The organism is Clostridium estertheticum, from assembly GCF_026650985.1.
GTDB classification, from domain to species: Bacteria; Bacillota; Clostridia; order Clostridiales; family Clostridiaceae; genus Clostridium_AD; species Clostridium_AD estertheticum_C.
Genome location: NZ_CP086239.1, coordinates 1,856,483 through 1,879,851 on the forward strand (window position 1 = coordinate 1,856,483; position 23,369 = coordinate 1,879,851).

15 protein-coding genes and 1 other annotated feature are annotated in these 23,369 nt (G+C 31.3%); of the genes, 5 read left to right on the forward strand and 10 right to left on the reverse strand.

Annotation, left to right across the window (positions count from 1 at the left end; all coding sequences use genetic code 11):
• Nucleotides 1–114: 114 nt before the first annotated feature.
• The 3 genes from LL038_RS09015 to LL038_RS09025 form a co-directional block, all read right to left on the reverse strand.
• The gene (locus LL038_RS09015) at nt 115–759 is read right to left on the reverse strand and encodes an AAA family ATPase (RefSeq protein ID WP_216123567.1); all 645 of its coding nucleotides are present in this window, start codon (nt 757–759) and stop codon (nt 115–117) included.
• Between the two features lie 33 nt (nt 760–792).
• Entirely contained in the window at nt 793–1,776 is a 984-nt protein-coding gene (locus LL038_RS09020; protein ID WP_375293011.1) for an aromatic acid exporter family protein, read from the reverse strand.
• 177 nt (nt 1,777–1,953) lie between these two features.
• A complete protein-coding gene (locus tag LL038_RS09025; protein WP_216123565.1) occupies nt 1,954–4,293 on the reverse strand; it encodes a beta-galactosidase in 2,340 nt (779 codons plus the stop codon).
• Nucleotides 4,294–4,687: 394 nt separating this feature from the next.
• Here LL038_RS09025 and LL038_RS09030 point away from each other — a divergent pair, with 394 nt between their 5' ends.
• The 4 genes from LL038_RS09030 (at nt 4,688) to asnB (ending at nt 9,919) form a co-directional block, all read left to right on the forward strand.
• A complete protein-coding gene (locus LL038_RS09030) occupies nt 4,688–6,001 on the forward strand; it encodes an ABC transporter substrate-binding protein (RefSeq protein WP_216123563.1) in 1,314 nt (437 codons plus the stop codon).
• 112 nt (nt 6,002–6,113) lie between these two features.
• The gene (locus tag LL038_RS09035) at nt 6,114–6,980 is read left to right on the forward strand and encodes a carbohydrate ABC transporter permease (protein ID WP_253199882.1); all 867 of its coding nucleotides are present in this window, start codon (nt 6,114–6,116) and stop codon (nt 6,978–6,980) included.
• Between the two features lie 3 nt (nt 6,981–6,983).
• On the forward strand, nt 6,984–7,826 hold the full coding sequence (locus LL038_RS09040; protein ID WP_216123562.1) for a carbohydrate ABC transporter permease: 843 nt from the start codon (nt 6,984–6,986) through the stop codon (nt 7,824–7,826).
• 114 nt (nt 7,827–7,940) lie between these two features.
• Nucleotides 7,941–8,195 (forward strand) — a binding site (T-box leader).
• A gap of 134 nt (nt 8,196–8,329) precedes the next feature.
• Nucleotides 8,330–9,919 (forward strand): asparagine synthase B, encoded by a 1,590-nt coding sequence (gene asnB, locus LL038_RS09045; RefSeq protein ID WP_216123561.1) that lies wholly within the window; start codon nt 8,330–8,332, stop codon nt 9,917–9,919.
• A 134-nt stretch (nt 9,920–10,053) separates the two neighbouring features.
• Here the strand turns inward: asnB and LL038_RS09050 are convergent, their stop codons facing one another.
• From LL038_RS09050 to LL038_RS09070, 5 genes are all read right to left on the reverse strand, one after another.
• Nucleotides 10,054–12,009, reverse strand: coding sequence for an SEC-C metal-binding domain-containing protein (locus LL038_RS09050; RefSeq protein WP_216123559.1), 1,956 nt, complete (start codon nt 12,007–12,009; stop codon nt 10,054–10,056).
• Between the two features lie 173 nt (nt 12,010–12,182).
• Nucleotides 12,183–12,923 carry a PD-(D/E)XK nuclease family protein gene (locus LL038_RS09055; protein WP_216123557.1) on the reverse strand — a complete coding sequence of 247 codons (741 nt, stop codon included), beginning with the start codon at nt 12,921–12,923 and terminating at the stop codon, nt 12,183–12,185.
• Entirely contained in the window at nt 12,924–15,137 is a 2,214-nt protein-coding gene (locus LL038_RS09060) for an ATP-dependent helicase (RefSeq protein WP_216123555.1), read from the reverse strand.
• The gene (locus LL038_RS09065) at nt 15,118–17,199 is read right to left on the reverse strand and encodes a hypothetical protein (protein WP_216171068.1); all 2,082 of its coding nucleotides are present in this window, start codon (nt 17,197–17,199) and stop codon (nt 15,118–15,120) included. Before LL038_RS09065 ends, LL038_RS09060 begins: the two co-directional genes overlap by 20 nt.
• Nucleotides 17,200–17,585: 386 nt before the next feature.
• Nucleotides 17,586–19,289: an N-acetylmuramoyl-L-alanine amidase gene (locus LL038_RS09070; protein ID WP_216123551.1), complete on the reverse strand. Its 1,704-nt coding sequence runs from the start codon at nt 19,287–19,289 to the stop codon at nt 17,586–17,588.
• Between the two features lie 203 nt (nt 19,290–19,492).
• Between LL038_RS09070 and LL038_RS09075 the strand changes: the two genes are divergently transcribed.
• A complete protein-coding gene (locus tag LL038_RS09075) occupies nt 19,493–19,921 on the forward strand; it encodes a GNAT family N-acetyltransferase (RefSeq protein WP_216123549.1) in 429 nt (142 codons plus the stop codon).
• Nucleotides 19,922–20,060: 139 nt separating this feature from the next.
• Here the strand turns inward: LL038_RS09075 and LL038_RS09080 are convergent, their stop codons facing one another.
• Both LL038_RS09080 and LL038_RS09085 read right to left on the reverse strand, forming a co-directional pair.
• A complete protein-coding gene (locus LL038_RS09080) occupies nt 20,061–22,013 on the reverse strand; it encodes an FAD-dependent oxidoreductase (protein WP_216123547.1) in 1,953 nt (650 codons plus the stop codon).
• Between the two features lie 61 nt (nt 22,014–22,074).
• The gene (locus LL038_RS09085; protein WP_216123545.1) at nt 22,075–23,346 is read right to left on the reverse strand and encodes an OFA family MFS transporter; all 1,272 of its coding nucleotides are present in this window, start codon (nt 23,344–23,346) and stop codon (nt 22,075–22,077) included.
• Nucleotides 23,347–23,369: the final 23 nt, after the last annotated feature.

Below are 23,369 nucleotides of genomic sequence, written 5' to 3' on the forward strand. Positions count from 1 at the left end.
AAAAACTTCCAATTTATATTACGACCTCTAAGATCACAATAATAACTAGAAGTTTTTGCGTGTTTTACAGCTTAAACGGAACAGATTTTAAAATAACCTTCTTTTTAAACTACATTATTTGGCTTTTAACAATTCATCTCCAAACCTTTCTTTGAGATACTCCATTATTAAAGTTTCACTTTTTTCCATTCCCAGTCTACCTGTATTTATTGACAAGTCATACCCACATGCATTGTACATATCTGTTCCTGTAAACACCTTGTAATATTTTAATCTTTGCTTATCAATTTTTTCGTTTAAGTGTTGTGCTTCATCTCCTGATATATTATTCGATTCCCGAGTACGTTTTTTACGATAATCCACATCAGCATGCAAAAAAATACTTACGTGTCTTGGATGGTTGCGAAGAATATAAGATGCTGCTCTGCCTATTATTACTGCTGACTTTTCATTTGCAATTTTCATAATAATATTTGACTCTGCTTTATGTGCTTTATCGTCTGTAATTATTTCTACGTCTGAAAAAGATGAAAGGTTACCATGTTCAGAATATGACAATATATTCTTCCATATACCATCTTGCTTCTCATCATAGGACTTTATCTCTTCAACAGAAGTCTGCAAGTCTTTTGCTGCTTCTCTCACTATCTCATCATCATAATATGAAAATTTCAACTTTTCATTTAGCCTTTCACCCATTTCCTTTCCACCGCTTCCACTCTGACGGTCAATTGTTATTATAATATTTGATTTATTCATATTTATCCCTCCATCTATTTCTACATCTATATCTCAATATATATTTCTAAAAAACTCTTTAAATTCCTTCTTAATAATTAGAAAATCTCCTAAATCATTTAAAAATTGAAATAATAATGCTCTAGCTTCGAATTCATTTCTATCCTTTGGTAGTTCCATAGTCCCATAATTTTTTCTAAGTAGTTCTAACTTATTAATAAGTTCAATACAATCATTATCTTCATGAATATTGACTGCGACATCGTTTGTGAACTCTGACAATATTGTAGTTTGTTCGTAGGTCATATAAACCCTGGAAAAATGCCTTTTCATTCTTTTTATAGCATCTAGTTGTAGACTTCTCATATCTATATAACTTCCATAATAATCTTTGCTTTTAAACAAATTATTATTATTTATTCTTTGTGCCATTAATTTAGTGTTCACAATTAGTTTTTCAACTGTCAAAAGTACATTTTGATCATAAATTGGTACTGCTTGGGTAACTAAGCTGGCAGCCATATCTGATAAAATCAATCTATATTGTTCTTCTATCTTAGCCTTGTTTTTTTCAAAATCTTCTTCTAAAGAAGCAGTATATAAATTAAATATCATTGCAACACCAATGCCTATTATAGTTAACTTTGCTTCATTTATAATCCACAAAATATTAATATTTGTACTTATTAAAAGATGTGTTGATAATACTGCACCAATAACCATTCCCTCAGTGGTTTTTGAAATATTGGTTAACGGTATAAATATAAGTAAAAACAGTCCAAATATCATAGGATTATTTCCAAGTAGTGTATATAGCGTAAAAGATAAGAGTATAGCCACAGTGGATGATATTATTCTCTTACCTGCAACTAATAGTGCCTCTTTCTTGGTATCTTGAATGCTTAATATCGCAATTATACCTGAAGTTACTCCAAATTCTAATCCTATATAATTTGATAGAGAAATTGCTATAGTTGCAGATAATGCTATCTTAAATGTTTTTGATTGTACCGTTTTGATTTGAAGGTTTTTCATCATTCCTTAATTTTTCTCCTTTTCACTCACTCTTCAACAACAATGTTAATATATGTTTTTAATCCTTGTAATCCTTGTAATCCAGTAATTATAGTTTTATTATATCACTGAAATTCTATTTTATTGATTTTTACTTTTAAATGTAATTTATGGTGTATCGGAATTATATGCTAAACAACACTAAATAGTAATTACCACTTCGTACATGGGAACAATCGCTATTGATTTGATTTTTGCAATTTCTTCTCCTACAACCTCAACCCTTGCCGCCATAGTGGAATCACTTTTTACAAAACTTCCTTTTTTTATAGGTGAAATATAAATATACATTCCTTTTTCTAATAGATCTTTTTCAAATTTCATAAGCCCAACTTCCCATGGTGCCCCATTACAGAAATTATCATTAATAATGTCTCCATCTATAAATGCATATCCTATATCACCTTCATACTCAACCTTTAAAAACAGCTCCTTTACATTTTGAAAGTCCTCTTTCTTAAAATAAAAGCATGCTTTATTTTCTTTTATTCTTTTTACATTAATTTTGGGTTTATTTATATTTAATTCAATACTATATTTTTCAAAAACATTTTCTGATTCCATTCTACTACTTTTACCTCCAGCAACTAAAATGTCTTTCTTTAAATGTGGAAATATTTCTAGATTAACTATTTTGCTATCCACGCACTCTAATCTAAGCTTATCCTCTGATATCAATACATTTGCTTTTGTTATCAGTATCCGTCTACAACCCATAAGGTCCACACTCCAAAAGTTTAAGCTTTCCTCCCTAGTAACAGTACATATATTTATAGTATTTCCTTCCTTAGTTATTATCTTAATAAAACTCTTACAATCCACATTTATATATACCATATACTCTTCTGCTATTTTTTCATAAGTTCCATTTTCAACTAATATTTCAGCTATATTATCATTTAACAAACAGTATTCACCTACCACACCTTCTGGTATAAAGAAAAAGAAATATTGCTCTTCTTCCCAATCAATTTTAGTTATAAGCTGAGTTGTAGAATACTTAAGTTTTAAACCTTTCATATCTAAATTAAAAGGCAGAATACAAGAACTGTCCTTACTTAATGATAGATCTTTTTTACGAGGCAATATAATTTCGCCCTGCTTAAGGTTAAGTTTAACAAAAAAATTCTTTTGATCTTTTGTCTCAATATGATCCTGATAATTATTGATAAATAAAAAACCAGCCTGCTCATTTATTCTCACTGCATATCTTAATGTATCTATATCCAAAGGATCGATATCACTTCCACCTTTGGGTATTATTGTTTTCATTTTACATAAACTTTTCTCAAAATCCTTAAAAAAGTAATGTTGAAGTTTTGTTCTTTTATAGGATTCTCTAACTTGCCCAAATTCACCAAGAGGTGCCTGAAAATCATAAGATATTTTAGGCGTAGCATTTTCATTTAAATACGTATTTAGTTTTCCTTTAGGATTGGAGCCACCATGGAACATATAATAACCTATGAAGTTACATCCACCCGCTACCTTAATACCGGTCATTGCATCTACACTTGCAAACGGTATAACAAATCTATATTGATAAAATACAGTCATTCCACCTCCCATTTCACAACAAGCAAATGGGTAACTTTCAGGTTTATATTTTGGTTCAAAGTTATAACATTTTGGGACTTCATCATTATGATAATCTCTAAAAATAAATTCTGGCGTAGCTGGGTGCTCTTTTACATCTCCATAGAAAATCCAGGGCCAAAAAGCATACCCTCCCCAAAGCGGAAGCATTTCTTTTGTAGGTGCAGCTGCTCCTCCCCAACCTGTACATGTATAAATAGGGGTATCTATTCCTGAATTTAAAGCCATTTGCTTAAGCTGCGTCATATGAGCTTCACCATCTATCCCCCCGGTCATCCACTGATTACTTGTCCCATTAGTTAATTCCCAAGGAGATGCAGCATGCATATATTCATTTTCAATTTGGGTCCCAATAATGGGACCGCCATCTTTATATAGCAAGCCTTTTATCTGTTTTCCTATTTCATTATAAAGTTCATTAACATAACAAAGATACTCTTTATCATTAGACCTTATTTCAAAAGGTCTACCAAATAGCCAGTCTGGAACGCCTCCATTTCTAACCTCACCATGATCAAAAGGTCCTATTCTAACAATTACATACATATCATGCTTTGCACAAAGTTCTATGAACCTCCTTAAGTTTTTATTTCCATTCCAGTCAAATATGCCTTGTTTTTCCTCATGATGAATCCAGAAAATATATGTTGCAATTATATTTATTCCACCCATCTTCATTTTTATTATTTCATCATCCCAATACCTTTCATCATATCTGCTAAAATGAAATTCACCGCAAATTGCAAAAAAAGGTTCACCGTTCTTTTCCATATAATAATTAGTAAAACTTATTTTATCACCGTTTGGATTTACTCCACCAAGTTTTAAATTACTTTTGGTAATATTTTTCTTTGTATTTTTAAGATTAATCTCATATCCATTCATTGTTATTCCTCCCTAACCTTTTACTGCACCTGTTGTAAGTACCTTATAATTCCAAAAAAATTTACTTATCAATAATATATGTATATTTTTATTATACATTTTAATGTTTAAAGTTTCATTATTAATAATTGCTATAATATTTAGATATCTTGCTTTACCATTCCATCAAAAGTATTATTGTTATTTTATATTCGTAAATTTAACATATTAAGTTAGTCTATTAATATACTATTAGTGTGGTATATAATGTTAATAATTTATTTCTATTAAGGTAAATGTCAACATGAAATCGTTCTCAAAACATTACATATCAATATTAATAAATATCTTAAAGTTACAAAATCCTACTATTTTAAATCAATTAAAATTTAAAAAAGAAAGAGGGATGTAAAAAATGAGAATGAAAAAAATATTTTGTCTTCTACTAACCGGAATTATGCTTACGAGTCTATCTGCATGTGGTAAAAAAGATAGTAAATCAACAGTTGCTACTACAACGAAGGAAAGTACAAAAAGTACAGGAAAAGACATACACATTGCATCATGGAACAATGCAGCGGATAATTTAACAGCAATTGCAAAAGCTTTCAACCTAACACATGAAGGCAGCGGCAAGGTTATTATTGATTATGCAGATAGTGATTATTCAAAACTTAAACCTACACTTGCTTCGGGTAGTGGTGTACCTGATATTTTCCAAACTCAAAATCGTGATATACCTGCATTTTATAATAATTATGGGTTAAAGTCATTTGCTGATATAAGTGATATCGTTAACCCAGATGCTTCAAATTGGGTAGATTTCGCATTAGAGACGTGTAAAGCAAAGGATGGTAAATACTATTCGATTCCATGGGATATCGGCCCAGTTGCCCTGTACTATAGAACTGATGTATTTAAAGCTGCCGGTATCGATGTTTCCACATTAACAACTTGGGATAAATATATTGAGGCAGGCAAAAAAATAAAAACAAAAGGTGATTATTATTTAGAAGCATATAATTTTAATGGTTCTACTTCTCAAGATGAATTTCTGATTTATTTAAATCAATTGGGAGGACAATATTATGATAAGGATGGCAAAGTAAATTTAGCATCTGACGAAATGATTAAAACGTCAAATCTAATTAATAAAATGGTTAATGCAAAAGTTGCTATGGATATTCCCAATGCATGGGATGATAGAATTAAAGCAATTAATGATAATAAATTAGTAGCGTTCGCTTACCCAGCTTGGTTCATGGGAACAATGAAAAATTCATGTGCAACTACTTCTGGTAAATGGGGTATTGTTAAAATGCCTGCTTTTGAAGAAGGCGGAAACTCTTATGCTAATGCTGGAGGCTCAGTGCTCGCTGTTTCGGCTAAAACTGTAAATTTACCTTTGGCAAAAGAGTTCTTATCATATGCAATGAAAACTAACGAAGGCAATGATGTAAACATGAAATTTGGTGAATTCCCTTCATACAAACCTGCATATGAAACAGAATTTTTCAAATCTAAAAATGAATATTATGGTGGAGTAGAAGTTGGTACTATTTTCTCGAAATTAACTGGTGCTAAAGCAACTACTTGGGGTCCTTACTTTACAGATGTTTCAGCTGGTTTAAAAACTGCTGCTGGTAATATATTAGCTAACAAAATGAATCCTAAACAAGCTTTAGATGCGGCAACAAAAGCTGCCCAGAATACAATAGATGCTAAATAACTTTATTAAGTCATAAAACTTTCATTCATATGTAATGAAAGCTTTGTACCATAACATAGGTATGAAGCTTTTATTTTTAAGACTTCCATAATAAGAAAGGAAGGTGAGTCTTTTGAAAGAAAACACCAAAAGAAAGATAATACCATGGATGTTCTTAGCGCCATTTCTAATTATATTTTTAACTTTTATGGTATATCCAATCATTTATTCACTTGCGATTAGTTTTACAAAATACAGAGGCGGGGAATTCGTTCCTGTTGGATTATCTAACTTTAAATTTGTTTTAACAGATCCTACTTTTCTAAAGGCAATTAAAAATACATTTACAATTTTGATTATTCAAGTTCCGATTCAAACTATGCTTGCACTTGTAATAGCAAATTTTTTAAATAGCAGTCACTTGAAATTCAAAGGATTTTTTAGAATGTTTGTATTTATGCCTGTACTTATAGATACAGTAAGTTATTCTATTGTATTTTTACTCTTTTTTAGTAATAGTAAAGATGGTTTAATTAATAGCTTAATTAGTATGCTAGGTGGATCATCCCTTGAATGGATGAATGTAGCATGGTTATCAAAGATTGTAATTATTACTGCATTAACCTGGAGATGGACAGGTTATAACGCCATTATAATCTTAAGTGGACTACAAAATATAGCTGCTGATTTATATGAGGCAGCTGCTATCGATGGAGCTACTAAAATAAAACAGTTTTTTTCAATAACATTACCAGGAGTAAAACCAGTGTTACTATTTTCAGTAGTTTTATCAGTAAATGGGGTACTTCAGTTATTCACAGAGACAAACTTAATTACTAAAGGCGGACCTGTTGATGGAACTTTAACAATTGTTCAATATTTGTACAACACGGGATTTGTTTCATTTAACTATGGTGTTTCATCTGCTGGAGCATATATTCTTGCGGTTATGATTGCTATTTTAACCTTTATTCAGATGAAAGTGACGAAAGGGGATTAAGTTATGGCTGAAATAAAAAAATCTAAAAGAGTAAAAGGGTCAGGAATTGTTTATGTTACATTAACAATTGTTGCTATAGTTTGTTTCTTTCCGTTTGTATGGACTATCATTGCATCGTCTCATACAAACACACAAATTTTCCAGAGTTCTAAATCATTTGTTATAGGAACGAACTCTATTAAAAATTACATCAACCTTATGGCATTCTCTAACATTTGGAGAAATTTGTTTAATAGTATTTTTATTGCCACGGTATATACAGTTTTGGTCTGTATAATTGATTCAATGGCTGCCTTTGCATTTTCTAAATATAAATTCAAAGGGAGAGACGTTCTTTTTTTTATTTGTGTATGCTCCATGTTCATACCGCAACAAGTTACATTAGTACCACTTTTTATGCAACTTTCAGCAATGAATTTAATTAGCAGTCCGTCAGCAGTTATTTTGCCAGCACTTGCTAGTATCTTCGGAGTATTCTTAATGCGTCAGAACCTTATGGCGTTCCCGGATGAACTTATGGAATCCGCAAGAATTGACGGAGCTAATGATTTCAGGATGTTTTTTCAGATTGTTGTACCAACTATGAAACCAGCATTTACTTCTTTAGCTATTTTATCATTTGTTCAACAATGGGGTAATTATTTATGGCCATTGATTGTTCTAAATACTAAAGATTCTTTTACTATTCCGCTAGTTTTAGCATTAATGCGGGCTGGTGGAAATATAGTAGATTATGGGGCTATTATGGTTGGAGCTGTTATGGCATTAGTTCCAGTACTTGTATTATTTCTCTTTTTCCAGAAGAATTTTATACAAGGTATGCTTAGTGGATCTTTAAAAGGATAAGATGATATTTCAAAAATGAATTTTATTTAAAGAAATAATTCATAAAACTATTGACGAATTATAAAATACGAAGTAAAATGAAAGGAATTCAAAAACAAAATTCATATAATCAATATAAAAGCCTTGATGGGAAGAGTAGTTATTATGAAATAGTCAAAGCGAATCAGTGGTGGTGAGAGACTGATACTAATCAAATGGTGAAGAACATCCCGGAGCTTCCAAACGAAATTTATTAAGAGTAGTATTGGACGGAGCCAAACCGTTACATCTTGGACAGTATCGAATTTATATTAATTCCGTACTGATTAAAGTGAGCTTTTTAAGCTAATTTAGGTGGTACCGCGGAAGTATAAGTCTTTCGTCCTATTTTTTATAGGATGAGGGCTTTTTTTTGTATCTAAAATTAAGGAGGTTAAAGTCCTAAATGGACTTTAACGGGTAATTTGTGAGCGGAGCGAGCGGGTTTAATTACCCCGTGTTCCGACTAAAAGGAGGATATTAATATGTGTACAATTATGTGTTATACAGGAACAGATATGAAACATGATAAATTTGCAGAGGCTCTGCAAAGAACCGAATCGAGAGGACCAGATATGACAGAGATTCTTACTTTACCGTCTGGTATTTTAGGGTTTCAAAGACTTTCTATTATGGATTTAAGTTTTAGCGGAATGCAACCATACACAAGGAATACAGATGCATCCATCTGTAACGGTGAAATTTTCGGATTCCGTGAGATTAAGAAAGACCTAATAGAAAAAGGACATAAGTTTATTTCTGATAGTGATTGCGAAATATTGCTTCCAATGTACTATGAATATGGGATAGATATGTTTTCAAAATTAGATGCAGAGTTCGCAATTATCATATATGATGGAAAAAAGGACACCTTCATTGCAGCAAGAGATCCAATTGGAATCCGTCCTCTCTTCTATGGTTATTCGGAATCAGGTAAAATCATATTTGCAAGTGAAGCGAAAAATTTAATTGGTCTTACGTACAAAATCATATCATTTCCACCAGGACATTATTATGCTAATGGTAAATTTACATGCTACTGCGATATCGCAGAAATCGAGGGTGATTATTGCAATGATGACTTAAAAGTTATCTGCAGCAAAATTCATGATAAATTTGTAACTGCCATAGAAAAACGTATGGATGCTGATGCTCCTGTAGGTTTCTTGTTAAGTGGAGGCCTCGACAGCTCCCTTGTATGTTCAATTGCTCAAAAAATGTATCCCGGAAAACCAATTAAAACCTTTGCCATAGGTATGACTGAAGATGCAATTGACCTTAAATATGCACAGGAGGTTGCCGATTACATTCATAGTGATCACACCACTATATATATGACAAAAGAAGAAGTTCTTGGATCACTTGAACAGGTTATTAAACTTCTTGGAACATACGATATTACAACTATTAGAGCAAGTATGGGAATGTATTTGATTTGCAAGAAAATACACGAGATTTCTGATGTCAGAGTGCTTCTAACCGGTGAAATTTCTGATGAGTTATTTGGATATAAATATACTGATTTTGCTCCAAATGCAGAGGAATTTCAAAAGGAATCACAAAAGAGAATAAGGGAGCTTCATATGTACGATGTACTTCGTGCAGACCGTTGCATCAGCTCAAATTCTCTAGAAGCAAGGGTACCATTTGGGGATTTAGATTTTGTAAAGTATGTTATGTCCATAGACCCTGAAAAGAAATTAAACAAATACAACATGGGTAAATACCTTTTGAGACATTCGTTTGAAGGTGATTATCTACCAGATAATATTTTATATCGTGAAAAGGCAGCATTTAGCGATGCTGTAGGGCATTCTATGGTGGACTATTTAAAAGAATATGCAGAAGATTGCTATTCTGATGAAGAATTTGAAAAACTATGTAAAAAGTATAAATATAATTCTAAACCATTCACAAAAGAATCATTGTTATACAGAGAATTGTTTGAAAAATATTATCCATTACAAGCAGAAATGATAGTAGATTTTTGGATGCCAAATAAAGAATGGGAAGGCTGTAACGTAAATGATCCTAGTGCCAGAATGTTATCAAATTATGGTGCCAGTGGAAAATAATTAAGCTTACAAAAATAGATCATTCTATTTTTAATAATAGTTTTGATAATATGATAATTTTACGGTAAGCCATTTGAGGCTTACCGTAAAATTATACTTTAAGAAAAATATGTATAGGATACTAAACAATATAATTAAAATAAGTTAATAACCTTAGATCCACAACATTTTTTATATTTTTTACCGCTTCCACAAATACAAAGATCATTTCTTCCTATCTTAGGAGTAGAAGTATTATTATCTTCTGAATTTAATTCATTAAAAGTATATCCTTTTAGTCTCCAAAGTCTAGTGTTATTTATAAAACTATTTATTTCTACTAAAAATTTTTGAAGATCATTTTCACTTATATCTCCCAATGCACCTATGATGTTCTCTATTACCTCTTTTTTTTCATTTTCTTGAATATCATCATATAAATTAATTATAATCATTTCAATTTGTGTTTCTTCTATTTCCCAATTATTCTCTAAGTACTTTTTTAATCTCATACCTATTTTATTTTCAATTAAATATTCCCCACTAGCAGCTTCAAGTAGCTCAGCCTTTTCTATAATACAGAAATCCCTATCGCTTGAAGTATTATCTCTTGTATTAATAATATTTATAATATCTTCTAGAGGAACCATTATACTACTAGCTATATTCCCTTGCAGCATATACCCATCATAATAATCTGCACCACTTACAATTACTGCGTAAATATCAGTTTCATCTAAAGAATAGTCAATATAATTATTAAGCATCTTTATAAAATCACTCATAAATAGTACCCCATAGTTATAGGTCATTCCCCACATCAACTTTATTATTTCTGTGTTTTTAGCTAATATCTTTCTATACTCCACATTATCTATAGATTTTATAGCATTTATTGTTTCATTTGGCATTATTAAATATATACCATCTTCTCTCATCGCTGCAAATACAAATCCACATTCTAAAAAATATTCTGGATTTGATGTGAACTTATCATCTTCAAAAGATATATATCCCTGGTTTTCCATTATCCTTTTTAAAAATTCATATCTTTCACTATCAATTAAATATAGTGTCTTTGTTATTTTCTCTTCATATACATCTAAAAGTTTTTCTATTAGTTGGCCTTTATTAAACTTAGATACCCTCGTAATATTTAGCATAGATGTTGTTTTTAATAATTCATCTTTTGTATCACATTCTAATAATTCTCTTAAATTATGTGTAAACTTCCCTCTTTTTAATCTATTTAATAATTTTTTTGCTTTATATCCAACTTCTGAATTCATATCATCCATTGCAATATCTAAAAAAGATGCAAAGTCCCCTTTAAAATCATCCACTTCCAATTCATCATTCTCTATAAATGGAACTATATCCTTTCGCCCTTTTGTTTTAGTTTTTTTAATCTTAAATTTATTTCCTGGCAAGTACTGCTTTTCTGTATCTCTGTCTCCTACATATCCGCAAACTCCATCTCTGGGAGAATTTGTATATTCAAATTCACCTACCATATCAGCGTCTTCATCTATACAATCCTCACAAAAATACTTTTCTTCTTCATAATCAAAATACTTTGCCTTTTGATTACAATTTGCACAAAAATTTTGTATTTCATCATTTCTAGATAATATTTCTATTTGACTATAATTCTCCCCTACCGCATACTCATCTATAACTTCAAGTTTTAATGCAGTAGTAGAACCAAAATCATAGTCATATTTAAATTTATCACCTACAGAAATCACCTGTCTTAATTTAAAATCCATTGTTTCGGTTTGAGGAAAAAGTTCAAATTCATCGTCTACTGAGGAGTCATAGTTTATGTCATCAATAATAAAACTACTTAAGTGTCCACAACATTCTAACCAAATATCTCTTAAAAAACTATCCAGATTCTTTAAAGTTAAATCTATATCTATAGCTATATACAAACTATATTCTTTTGATCCATACTGTGGAAGTATAGACAAAATATATTGACCCTTAGTTTTTTTAGAACTCGCGATAGACTCTCCTATCTTTTCTTTCCTAACTTTACAGCCTTTAATATGCTTTTTAACGGTTCTTTCTGATAATTTCTCGTTGCAATAATAACATTTACCTTTCAAATCATATCTCTCCATTTCTTTTTCTTAAATTTAATAATAATATTATGTCTATTATAGGATAATACACTAAAAGCTTTATATTATAAAATGTTACAAAGTTTCTTTAATCCACTTAACAATATATTTGACTCTATTTTAATATTTCATACTTACTCATCCACATTTATGAAGCACTAAATAAAAGCATCACATACCTGGGTATCCCCTGCGAATTCACAATACTTACACATCTTTCTATACAATTCAATATTGAAATCTAAACTAAAATCATAATTAGTAAGCCGACGTATTATCTCTATAATTTTTTCTTCATATATTTTATGCTTACTCTTTGAATAATTAATAGTGATGACATCCTCTTTAAACTGAGGTTGCCAAAAACTCATACTTATATTTTCAAATGGTATCTCTCTATCAAATATTTCTAAAGACCTTTCTCCTACTATATACATATAAACAATAGCTTGCATTCTTTTGCTTACTTCACTATAATCAAGTTTCCTATTTTCTGTCTTCCAATCCCATATTTCTATTTTATTATTTGGCTTAATAATTATTAAATCATACTTTGCTTGAATCCTAATATTATCTTTTCTCATTTTAATTTCATACTCTGGCAAATATATATTTTCATCTATAATTGTAAATTTTTCTCGAAGCGACTTTGTAAAGTGGAGTAATTCAGTATTACTTTCATTTATAACCAAAGGAATATTTGAAAAATATCTTTGGCATATGAGATGAAAATCCAGTCCCATGTTCATATTCTCATAATAATCCTCATCATCTATTGAATCTTTTTTCCATCTAATATTATCCAAATATTTTATTTTAAATTTAAGAGGACATTTATCAAAAGTGTTTAAAAGATTTTGACTATAATAGACATGATTTAATTTTCTAATGTCTAACATTTATAAAACACCCCTTTGACTATTTATGTAATCTTGAAGAACATAAAAATACTTTGATGGTTTATCTTCATTCCATTTTCCCTCATTAGACTGCGTTGCCATTAAGATTAAATATTCTTTGGCCCTTGTTATCCCTACATATAAGAGTCTTATTTTTTCATTTATTATTTGTATTTTAGCTTCTTTTAATGGATCTTCACAAATATTATTACCTAGAATTTTGGCGATTTGGGCTTTGCAGAGAACTGTCGGGTTTTTAAATTCATCCTTTAAATAATAATAGTCTTTAAATTTACCATTTGTCATATAAGGGTACTGATAAGATGTAATATTTAATATTAATACACAATCCCATTCTAGCCCTTTAGCTTTATGACAAGTTGATATTGTTACTCTATCAGGGGATGGTTCATACCCCTCTAAGTCGTATATTATACCTGAGATATGATCAAGTATACCATTCTTTCCATCTAGCAATTGCTCTGCTACAAACGCTAATGAAAATCCACTATTATCAATAGACGCAAATCTAACATAAGACGCAACTGCCTCTGCCATTGCTCTGTTTTCAAGCGTAAAATTTAGAACATCGCTAATATATAAAATTAATCTATCAAAATGTGTCTGAGGATATTCAAAGATTGTTTTAATTAAATCCATAGAACTAATAAATTGTTTATACACCTTAGAGTTTAATATTTCTCCTGGAATGTCCAGTTCATTTATTTTGCCACAACTTGGGTACATCAGCTTTTCAACATCATAACCACAAATAAAATGGAATAATTTTTCACTTTCTTCATTTTGTTCCTCGCAGAAAACATTCTTAATTAAATCTTTAAATAAAACACTATCTTGTGGTCTTGAAATAAATTGCAGTATATATCCTAGTGTACTCGTAACTTTAATTTTTTTATCTGATCTATTTGATAACTCATCACATTCGATATTATAAAATCTAAGAATATCTGCTATTTCTCTAACTTGATTATTAAAAGGAACTAATATTGCGCATGTTTTCCCAGGAAATTTTTCTTTAAATTTCATAGCCACGCGAACTGCCTTTTTAGTTTCTTCTTCTCTTGAATTACAAATCATAGTGCTTATACCATAGTTATCTTGGCTGGTTTCAAGCTTATCATCCAAACTTTTAATTCTTTGATTTACTAATGCATTTCTACACTTTTCTTCTCCATGCTTATTGTTTGTAAACTCAACAAGTTCATTTGCTAAATCAATAATATGATTTGTACTACGCCCCGCCATAAACATTTTGAATGCATTATTTGCCTTGCCACAAAACTCCCTAAAATATTCAGGGTCAGACGCTGTAAATGTTCCTGTTATACTTTGATTAACATCTCCAACTCTTACTAAATTACCACTTTTCTCTGAAATTAAATTTAGTATTTTTCCTTGAATTAAATTAGAGTCTTGACATTCATCTTCAAAGACAAAGGTATATTTTTTTTGCACCTTTTCCCTAACTGTGTCATCAGTTTTTAAAAGTTTATACGCAAGAATTAGCAAATCATTATAATCTATATACCCCTCACTTTTTAAAATTTTACTGTAAGTATCATAAATTTCAGATATATTCACTAAGATATTATTTTGATCTAATAATTTTATATCTTCCTTTAATTTTTCAGGAGAAATGTCATTTATCTTAAGTTCTCCAATAGTCGTATCAACTGTTGTAAAAAAATCATTCCACCACTTATCTTGTTTCCCTGTGTATTTATTTAAGGATTTATCAGATATCATACTTTTAAATACTGCCTCTCCGCCTTTTCTTCGCCACATTGATATACAATTATTTAAATATAAACTTTTATTAACATCATCCAATATTTTAAATTCCTCATTAACCCCCATTACATCTGGTCGATCTTTTAAAATTTTCAGTGCTAAACTATGGATAGTCATGACTTCATAATCATTCGTTGCATTTATACCCTTATTTTGTAACACCATAGAGATTCTATGTTTAAAATTGTTAACTGCACTATTCATAAAAGTTACTATAAGTATTTTACCAGGTTTATGGACCTTATCCTTTATAATTTCACATACTAGATTACATATTATGAAAGTCTTTCCCGCACCCGGAACTGCTGGCACTGCCATAGTTCCTCCTCGATACAACATTATAGGCAATTGGTCATCCCTATAAACTATTTTTTTAACTTCATCATTTATCTCCTTTATCAATGGTTTCACCTCTTTCACTTAATATTTCTATAAGAATATCTGCAAATTTACTTTCTTGCTGGAATCCACTTAGAGAATATTCACTACCATATATGTATAATTCACCTCTACATTTTCTTAATAAACAATTAACCACAGACATTAGAATTCCATAAACATTATTATTTTCTTCCCTTTCAGTATAGCAATCATCAATATTCCAATTACTCCTTAATACATAAGAATTTGATAACTCGTGGGCATTTCTAGAAGACCACATATTGCTATTAATATCTGTCCAAATCTGAACCTTACTATTTAAATTAGAGGTCAAATAGGTATAAGGAGATGTTAAAACTATACTATTATCTTGTAATAACATTTCTTGAATCTCATTCATGGAATAAAATCCACTTCCCTGGCCCCTAATAAATTCTATAAACCTCTCCTCTGAAGATTTCCCTTTAAATTCTAATTTATCTAAAGTATTTATGAAGCCTTCACAGCTTTCATATAAACCTATATAGTCCTCTATATGTTCTTTAACTTTTGGTAACCTTATAAGAACTTCTGAAAATGCTTTTCTGAAAAATTCGCCAAGGGAACCCTTGTGATCCATTAAATTAACTTTATAATTTTCTATCCACTCTTTTAACTCATTATATTTGCCTACTGCCTCACCCCCTACTCTCTCTTCAATTTCAAGACTAAGATCTTGCAATCCACTTTCAGTTACAAACGGATATAGTAAAGACCCTCGAATAACATCTAGCCTTAACATAAAAGAGAAAAAGTTTTTATAATCTTCCTTTGTTAAAAGGATACTTTTATAATCATTACACAATACCGCGAGTACTATTAAAGGGTGTAAATATTCATTATCTATAAACCTATCCTTTTTAGAAGTCTCCATAACTGATATATTTAATTCCTTAGCTTTTTTCAAAAGCTCATAGGAAATAATGAAATCATTAAAAGGACATATTATTGCTATATCACTTGGAATAAGTCCCTGATTTAAGAGCTCTTCAACTTTTAACATTATCTTTTGGATCATTTCCGATCTAAGTTGTGATGTCATATCTATAAAGGCTGGAAAATCTTCATTTATTTTGTCCTCCATAAAGAGATTGTGAGCCCTGTTATCTATTATTCTAGAGAGGTTAATAAAATCATCATCACAGCAAAAATGATCATCTAAAATAATCTCGTGATGTCCAATAGTTAATTTACTCTTCAAATAATCAATATTAGCTCCATAATAACTACAAAGGCCTCCTTTAGGATTATAAAATAAATACGCTCTTTCCACATTATTAATGATCTTAAATATCAATTCTTGCTCTGCAGGCGATGATTCATCTATATCATCTACTATAAGATATTTTATATTATTTATACTATTATATCTTGGATCATGAAGTAAATAATTATTATATAAATAAAATGATAGTCCATAATCTACAACACCATTACAGAGTAACTTTGAAATATAATACATAGTTACTTCGTCCAATTGATTATATGTTTCTTTAATTAAGAAATCATTTACCTCTAATGAATTATAAAGTCTAGTTCCTATTTCATTGAAAGGCACTAATGATAGCGCAGCATTATTAATGTTAGAAATTAAATCTGATGCTATTTTTGAAGAAGTTGATGTTATATCTTGAAAATATCCTTTAGCTTTTCTAAAATGTTCTACTAAGGCTTTCATAGCATAATTCGTAGCATCAAAAGATGCAAACTCCGGCTTTAATATATTAATTTTTATTTCCTTGCAATTCTCTACTACATAAGGCCAATAGAGAGATAGCTCTCTCCTAATAAATCCATAATAAGAGCTTTTTCTAATCTCACCAGAAGTATTAAAAATCATCTCTTTGGTCCATGTTATATTTTGATATTTATTCATAAACAAACATAATATATTTGAACTTTTAATGTTTTCATTTTCTATCAGATGCTTGTATTTAGTAGTTGCAAGAGTTGTTTTGCCACTTGCAGAATTACCTTTAACTAAAATACATTTGTGACTAAACTTATCTTCATTCAATTTATCTTGAGCCTCTGTATAGTTCATAATATCAACTCCATATGTTCCATTATTTTTATGATTATTTATAACCATTTTATCAAAATAGCTAACTTATATATTTAGCTTTTCTACTTTGCCTTAATTATACAATAAAAAAGGGCTTATAGTAAATTTTCAATTACACTATATAACACACCCAAAATTAAAAGCATATATCATTCCACTATTAGGAATGATATATGCTTTTGAATTTTACATTTTGTAGGTCTCGTTAATTATATCATAATTTATGATATTTTATATAATTACCTTGTAAAGATAATCCTCAATCTTTTCAAGTTCTTCCTTTAATAATTCAGAACTTGCAGCCCTACTTACCAAGGGTCAGGCACTCTACCATATCTTGGATGTGAAGTAGACAAACTCTTTTGCTATTTGGACATAAAGAAAGCGAAAGCATCTGTATCACCTGTTGCTAACATACTTCGTGTGTGTACAGCTTGTCCTTGATTGTCTGCAATATATGCTATAGTGTAATCTCCGTCATTAACCCATCCCATAAATACAAAAGTATGTGTAGGATATCCGGTACCATCATTTGTTGTAAAACAAAGGCTTCCTGGTGTAAGCTCTTTAATATCCTTTGTTTTTGACCATTTATTACTATTTAAATAATTTAAATATTGATGTGTGTTGCATACCCCTATAGGTACTGGTACACTTATTCTTCGCATTGCCTCGCTTGAAAAATAAACACAGTTGTTTATTGTTACTCCATCATGCAATTTTACTGCTGCCTTTAGTGTACTAACAACGTTGGCTGATGGAGTCAAATATATAAATAACTTTTCTCCGATTACCGTAGATTGCAATTCTGTAGTTGGTGTAGTTATTATAATCGGTGTAGTTGTTGTAATTGCAGCTCCTACAGTAATTATAGCTTTTACTTTTATACTAGTCCCGTTTATAGTTCCATAATAGTCGTAAGTACCTGCATCAATTATATTGAATACATTATTAGGCCATGTTACTCCAAGCGTTTTCTTAGTATTATTGCTCATAGTAACATTTGTAGTTGCAGGCAAAGTATATTTATCACCTGCGTGTACATTAACAAGTATATCTGCAGCTGAACTTACTGTTGAAGTATTATCATAATCAGTGTCAGTATTTGCAAATCCAGCATAACTCATTAACCCATTAGCGATTGCCTTTGTAGCATTATTTTGATACTGCTGACTTTCTAATAATATTTCTTCAGATGGATTAGTTATGAATCCCAACTCTGCAACTATCACAGGACAGCTTGTCTTATTTAATATTGAAAAATCACCTGTGCTGCCTCCTACTTGTATTCCCCTATCCTTAGCTTTTGTTGCTGTTATTAGTTCAGCTTGTACCGAAGACGCGAGTGACTTATTCGCACTTTTGTCAGTTGTGTAATACGTTTCAATTCCATTCGCAGCAGAATCTGGAGTATACGAATTCGTATTTATACTTAAAAACACATCAGCATTTGCATTTTTAGCAATTAGTGCTTTTGCATCATCCTCACCACTTTGAGTCCAAGATACTTCATCGCTATTTCTTGTATATACTACATTAAATCCTCTTGCTTTTAGTATTGTACCTAGTTTTAATGCTGTACTTAGATTTATATCCTTAGCTTTGACACCACTTTTACTAGTGATTGTACTATAGTATTGGGCTGGGTCAATACATACCGTAAACTCACTTGGTTTAGTAGGTAAACTTTTGGTTGTAAAATCCATTCTTACTTCACTCGGAAGAACTTTTCCGTCGCTAGACTTAACCTGGTCTGTTACTATCAACGTGTAAGTTTTACCACATTCATAATTTTTAACAGGTTGAGCTACTACAGTTTTATTGTTATTAGTTAGGACAACTGTAATTTCTATGTAATTATTATCCTCATCAACCACCTTAATATTCGTGGTATTTACCGTTGGAAGACTTAAAGCCTTATTAAAGCTCACTGACCAAGGTTTATTAGCTGCCACATCTTTTTTAGAACTCATACTGGTAAATGTACTAGCTTGTACCATTGTTTGCATAGGTATACTCACAACGAAAGCTAAAATCATAATTATAAATACTTTAAAAATCTTTTTCATGTTACATCTCCCACGTTTAATATTTAACTATTTGTATAATTTTAAATAAGTATGTAAATTATTGTTCTATTTCCAAATTAATTATACTCTAAATCTATTTTCATCTCAATGCTTTTAAATATTCTTTTATTGAAAAGAATATTTAAAAGTGTATAATTATTTGTTGTACCAACTAATAATTATACTAATCTGAGGTGAGTTAAATGGAAATTGAAATACTAATTAGGGCCATGGAAGAATCAGATTTGCAGCACGTCCTTTCATTAAGGAACATAGATTCTAATTCTGTAGTTTCTAAAAATTTTTATAAAAAGGAAGTTTTAATGAACTACTTAAAAAGGAATCCCAAAGTTAGTTCAGTAGCATGTACAGTGGAAGGAAAAATAATTGGTTTTCTATTATGTGGACATGACGGCATACGAGGTTTTATTTACCATATCGCTGTTTATGATAAATATGAAATCAGACGAATAAGCAAAATAATGGTAGATCGTTCATTATCCGAATTAAAAAAAGTTGGAATTAATACAGGTTTTATATTTACCCAAAATAGCACTTTTGATTTGGAAGAATTTTGGCACTCCATTGGATGGACAGTAATTCCAGATAAGACATCCGAGGAAAATATATAATACTTCCACTGATTAATTTTTAGCATTTCATGACACTAAAAACCCTCAGACCCCTTTCCCTTCTTAAGAGAAATCCAGTCTGAGGGTTTAATTTTGTATTACTTAAAAATGTTACTTACTCATGGATTAGAGCTCATACCTATATATCAAGAGCTGCATGATATCCTTGATATATTGCAGTTGTTATGGTAGATGCTTTTACACAATCACCAATTTCTCTAACAAAAGGTGCACAGTCAATTAAGTCTTCTACTACATCTCTTCTTGCTCTCTGTCCAAGTGCACAGATTATTGTAGTACCTGGAACTAGATGTTCCACGCAAGCTACATCAGCACAGACAACTCCTTCTCGTGTTACACGTAATCCCTTATATTCCATATGAACATGAATCTTATTATTTTTTTCTATTTCCCCAAGTAAAATAGGACGATGCCTAATATTTGCATCTGGAGCAAGTTCTGCTCTCATTTCTACTAGATGTACAGTCTTACCTTCTTGTGCAAGATGTATTGCTGCTTCACATCCAGCAAGACCTCCTCCAAGAACTACCACTTCACTCTTAACCTTGTCCTTCTCTAAATAATAGTCATTAACAACAACTACATTATCACCATGTAAACCTGGTATTGGCGGTACAAGTGGTTCTGAACCAACTGCTATAATTAATGCATCAACATTTTCTTTATCAACATATTCTTTTGTAACAGTTGTATTCAATCGAATTTCAACGCCAGCATCCTTTGCTAATTTACCAAGAGTTACACCTAACTCATACATTTCATACTTAAATGGGATTGCTTGTTCTCCTTTAAGTATTCCACCTAACTCATCAGATTTCTCACAAAGAATTACCTTATGCCCACGTTTTGCAGCAGTGATAGCAGCTTCAAGTCCACCTGGTCCACCACCTGCTACTAGAACTTTACCTGGATGAGGAGAAGGAATAACTTCTGATCCACCTAGCTCACGTCCAATTAATGGATTAACAGTGCAACGCCTTGTAGATGTCATAGCACGTTCTGCCATACATGTAAAGCATCTTAAACATTTTACAATATCCTTATCTTTATTTGTCATAACTTTTTTCGGAAGTTCATTGTCAGCTAAAAGTGCTCGAGCCATTTCAACAACATCTGCCTTACCACTAGCTATGATTTCTTCCATCATTTCTGGGTCATTTAAGCCACCAAGTGTTGCAACTGGAACACTTACATGTTTTTTAATTTCTGCTGCAAGGTAAACATTTGATCCATGTGGTAAAAACATAGAAGGATGTGTTAATCCAAATCCTCTTTGGTAAGTTCCTGCAGATACATGAAGTAAATCTATTTTTGATTCTACTAATTTAGCAATTTCAACACCCTCTGCAAGATCATAGCCATCTTCAAATAATTCAGAACCACTCATTCTAAACTCAATTGGGAAGCCTACCCCAACTGCCTTTCGGACACTATCAAGAACCTCCTGTGCAAAACGCACTCTGTTTTCTAGAGGACCGCCGTATTTATCTGTTCTGTGGTTAAAGTAAGGAGACAAGAATTGATTAATTAACCATCCATGTCCACCATGAACCATAACCATTTCAAAACCTGCTCTTTTAGCAAGTGCAGCAGTATTTCCATAAGCTGCTACTATGTCATCAATCAATTCTTGAGTAAGTTCTTTTACTGGAAGACCATCTGGACGAGTGGTAGCACTTGGACCCCATTGAGCTAGTCCTTGTTTTTTATTCTTGTCAGTTAAATAAGTTCCAGCATATTGTCCAGAATGAGATAATTCTACACTGGCAATTGCACCGTGACGACGTATAGCATCTGCTGTGTAGGTAAAACTTGCAAGTGAACCTACTGTTTCCAGATCAAGATGAAACATATGCGAGCCATCTGTTTCTGGATGAACCACGCATTCACTGACAGTAACTGCTGCAGCACCACCCTTACCTCTTAATTCATAAAAAGCTGTTGAAGCAGGTCCAATAGTGCAATCAGCTGTTATATCTGTTCCTCCCATTGGAGCTGAAAACATTCTGTTTCTGAAATTCACATTTCCAATTTTGATTGGTTTACATAGGTTTGGATATTTTCTTTGCATATTTTTATTCTCCTTTATTCATTAATTATTATTTTTTAACAAGCATATATTTGTTAAATTATTAATTTTTCGACGTTATACTATCACTAATATTAATTGCAGTTACCTTTTTATATACATAACGATAAACAAAAGTTAATGCAAAACCTATAACACAGAGAACAGCAGCTATTAAAAATGCTCTTCGATAACTATGATCCGCAGCATATACATTTTTCATTACTGTTGGTCCAAAATAACCTGATATTGCAAAACCAATAAACATTATTCCATAATTAACACTATTGTGCTTAGTACCAAATCGATCTGCAGTAAGCCCCGGGAAAACAGCCATGAATGCGCCAAAGGATACTCCAACAATTATAATACCTATATAAAATCTTGTAACATCTCCTTGTCCTGAAAAATACAGACATATAAGTCCAATTATAGCAAGAACAAAAGCAACAGTAAGTGTATTGATTCTACCAATTTTATCAGAGGCATAACCTGCAATAACACGACCACCTGTACTAAATAATGCTAAAATAGAAACTACAGTAGTTGCAGCAGCAACTGACATTCCAATCATGCCTTGTGCTATAGGAGAAGCTAGAGCCGAACACATTAACCCATAGAATGCACCACATAACAATATCAAAGCCATTGGATAGAAAATAGGACTTTTAAGCATTCCCTTCCAATCTTTATCATTTTGATTTAACTTATTTCCTTGAGAAGCTGGTGGTGTCCATCCTTCAGGAATAAATCCTGCTGGACATTTATCAATAAAGAATGAGCAAACACATACAATAATTAGGAATGTAGCACCTATTATCTTAAAGGCTGCTGTCACTCCTAAATTACTGATTAATATATTTGCAACTGGTGGTACTATTACTGCACTAAAACCATAACATGCAGTTGTAATACCTCCAACAAATCCACGCTTGTCTGGAAAAAGTTTAATTGAATTACTGATTGTACATCCATAAACCATTCCAATCCCAAGACCAGTTACAATACCATACGCAAATACTAAAAAGCCTAATCCGGTGGCGAAACCCGATAATATCATACCTCCACCAAAAAGCAAGCCACCAACAAAGATAACTTTTTGGGGTCCAAAGGTGTCATTAATTTTTCCACCTGTAATCATGGTAATAGGTCCTACTGAATTTGTAACTGTGAATACGATCGCAAGAGCGCCAGCAGTTAAAGTGGTACCAGTAAGTTGGCTCAAGTATTTTGCCATAGGACCTGCAAATACACTCCAAGCATACATTGAACCAATGCATAAATTAATAAAACAGCTTGCAATCAAAATACCCCATCTTTTTTTTGTCAATTCCATAGTATTGTCCCCCTTATATCGTT

Bases quoted from the DNA above. Each gene is read 5' to 3' on its own strand.
- LL038_RS09015 (WP_216123567.1), bottom strand. From the start codon at position 759: ATGAATAAATCAAATATTATAATAACAATTGACCGTCAGAGTGGAAGC.
- LL038_RS09020 (WP_375293011.1), bottom strand. From the start codon at position 1,776: ATGATGAAAAACCTTCAAATCAAAACGGTACAATCAAAAACATTTAAG.
- LL038_RS09025 (WP_216123565.1), bottom strand. From the start codon at position 4,293: ATGAATGGATATGAGATTAATCTTAAAAATACAAAGAAAAATATTACC.
- LL038_RS09030 (WP_216123563.1), top strand. From the start codon at position 4,688: ATGAGAATGAAAAAAATATTTTGTCTTCTACTAACCGGAATTATGCTT.
- LL038_RS09040 (WP_216123562.1), top strand. From the start codon at position 6,984: ATGGCTGAAATAAAAAAATCTAAAAGAGTAAAAGGGTCAGGAATTGTT.
- asnB (WP_216123561.1), top strand. From the start codon at position 8,330: ATGTGTACAATTATGTGTTATACAGGAACAGATATGAAACATGATAAA.
- LL038_RS09055 (WP_216123557.1), bottom strand. From the start codon at position 12,923: ATGTTAGACATTAGAAAATTAAATCATGTCTATTATAGTCAAAATCTT.
- LL038_RS09065 (WP_216171068.1), bottom strand. From the start codon at position 17,199: ATGAACTATACAGAGGCTCAAGATAAATTGAATGAAGATAAGTTTAGT.
- LL038_RS09070 (WP_216123551.1), bottom strand. From the start codon at position 19,289: ATGAAAAAGATTTTTAAAGTATTTATAATTATGATTTTAGCTTTCGTT.
- LL038_RS09075 (WP_216123549.1), top strand. From the start codon at position 19,493: ATGGAAATTGAAATACTAATTAGGGCCATGGAAGAATCAGATTTGCAG.
- LL038_RS09080 (WP_216123547.1), bottom strand. From the start codon at position 22,013: ATGCAAAGAAAATATCCAAACCTATGTAAACCAATCAAAATTGGAAAT.
- LL038_RS09085 (WP_216123545.1), bottom strand. From the start codon at position 23,346: ATGGAATTGACAAAAAAAAGATGGGGTATTTTGATTGCAAGCTGTTTT.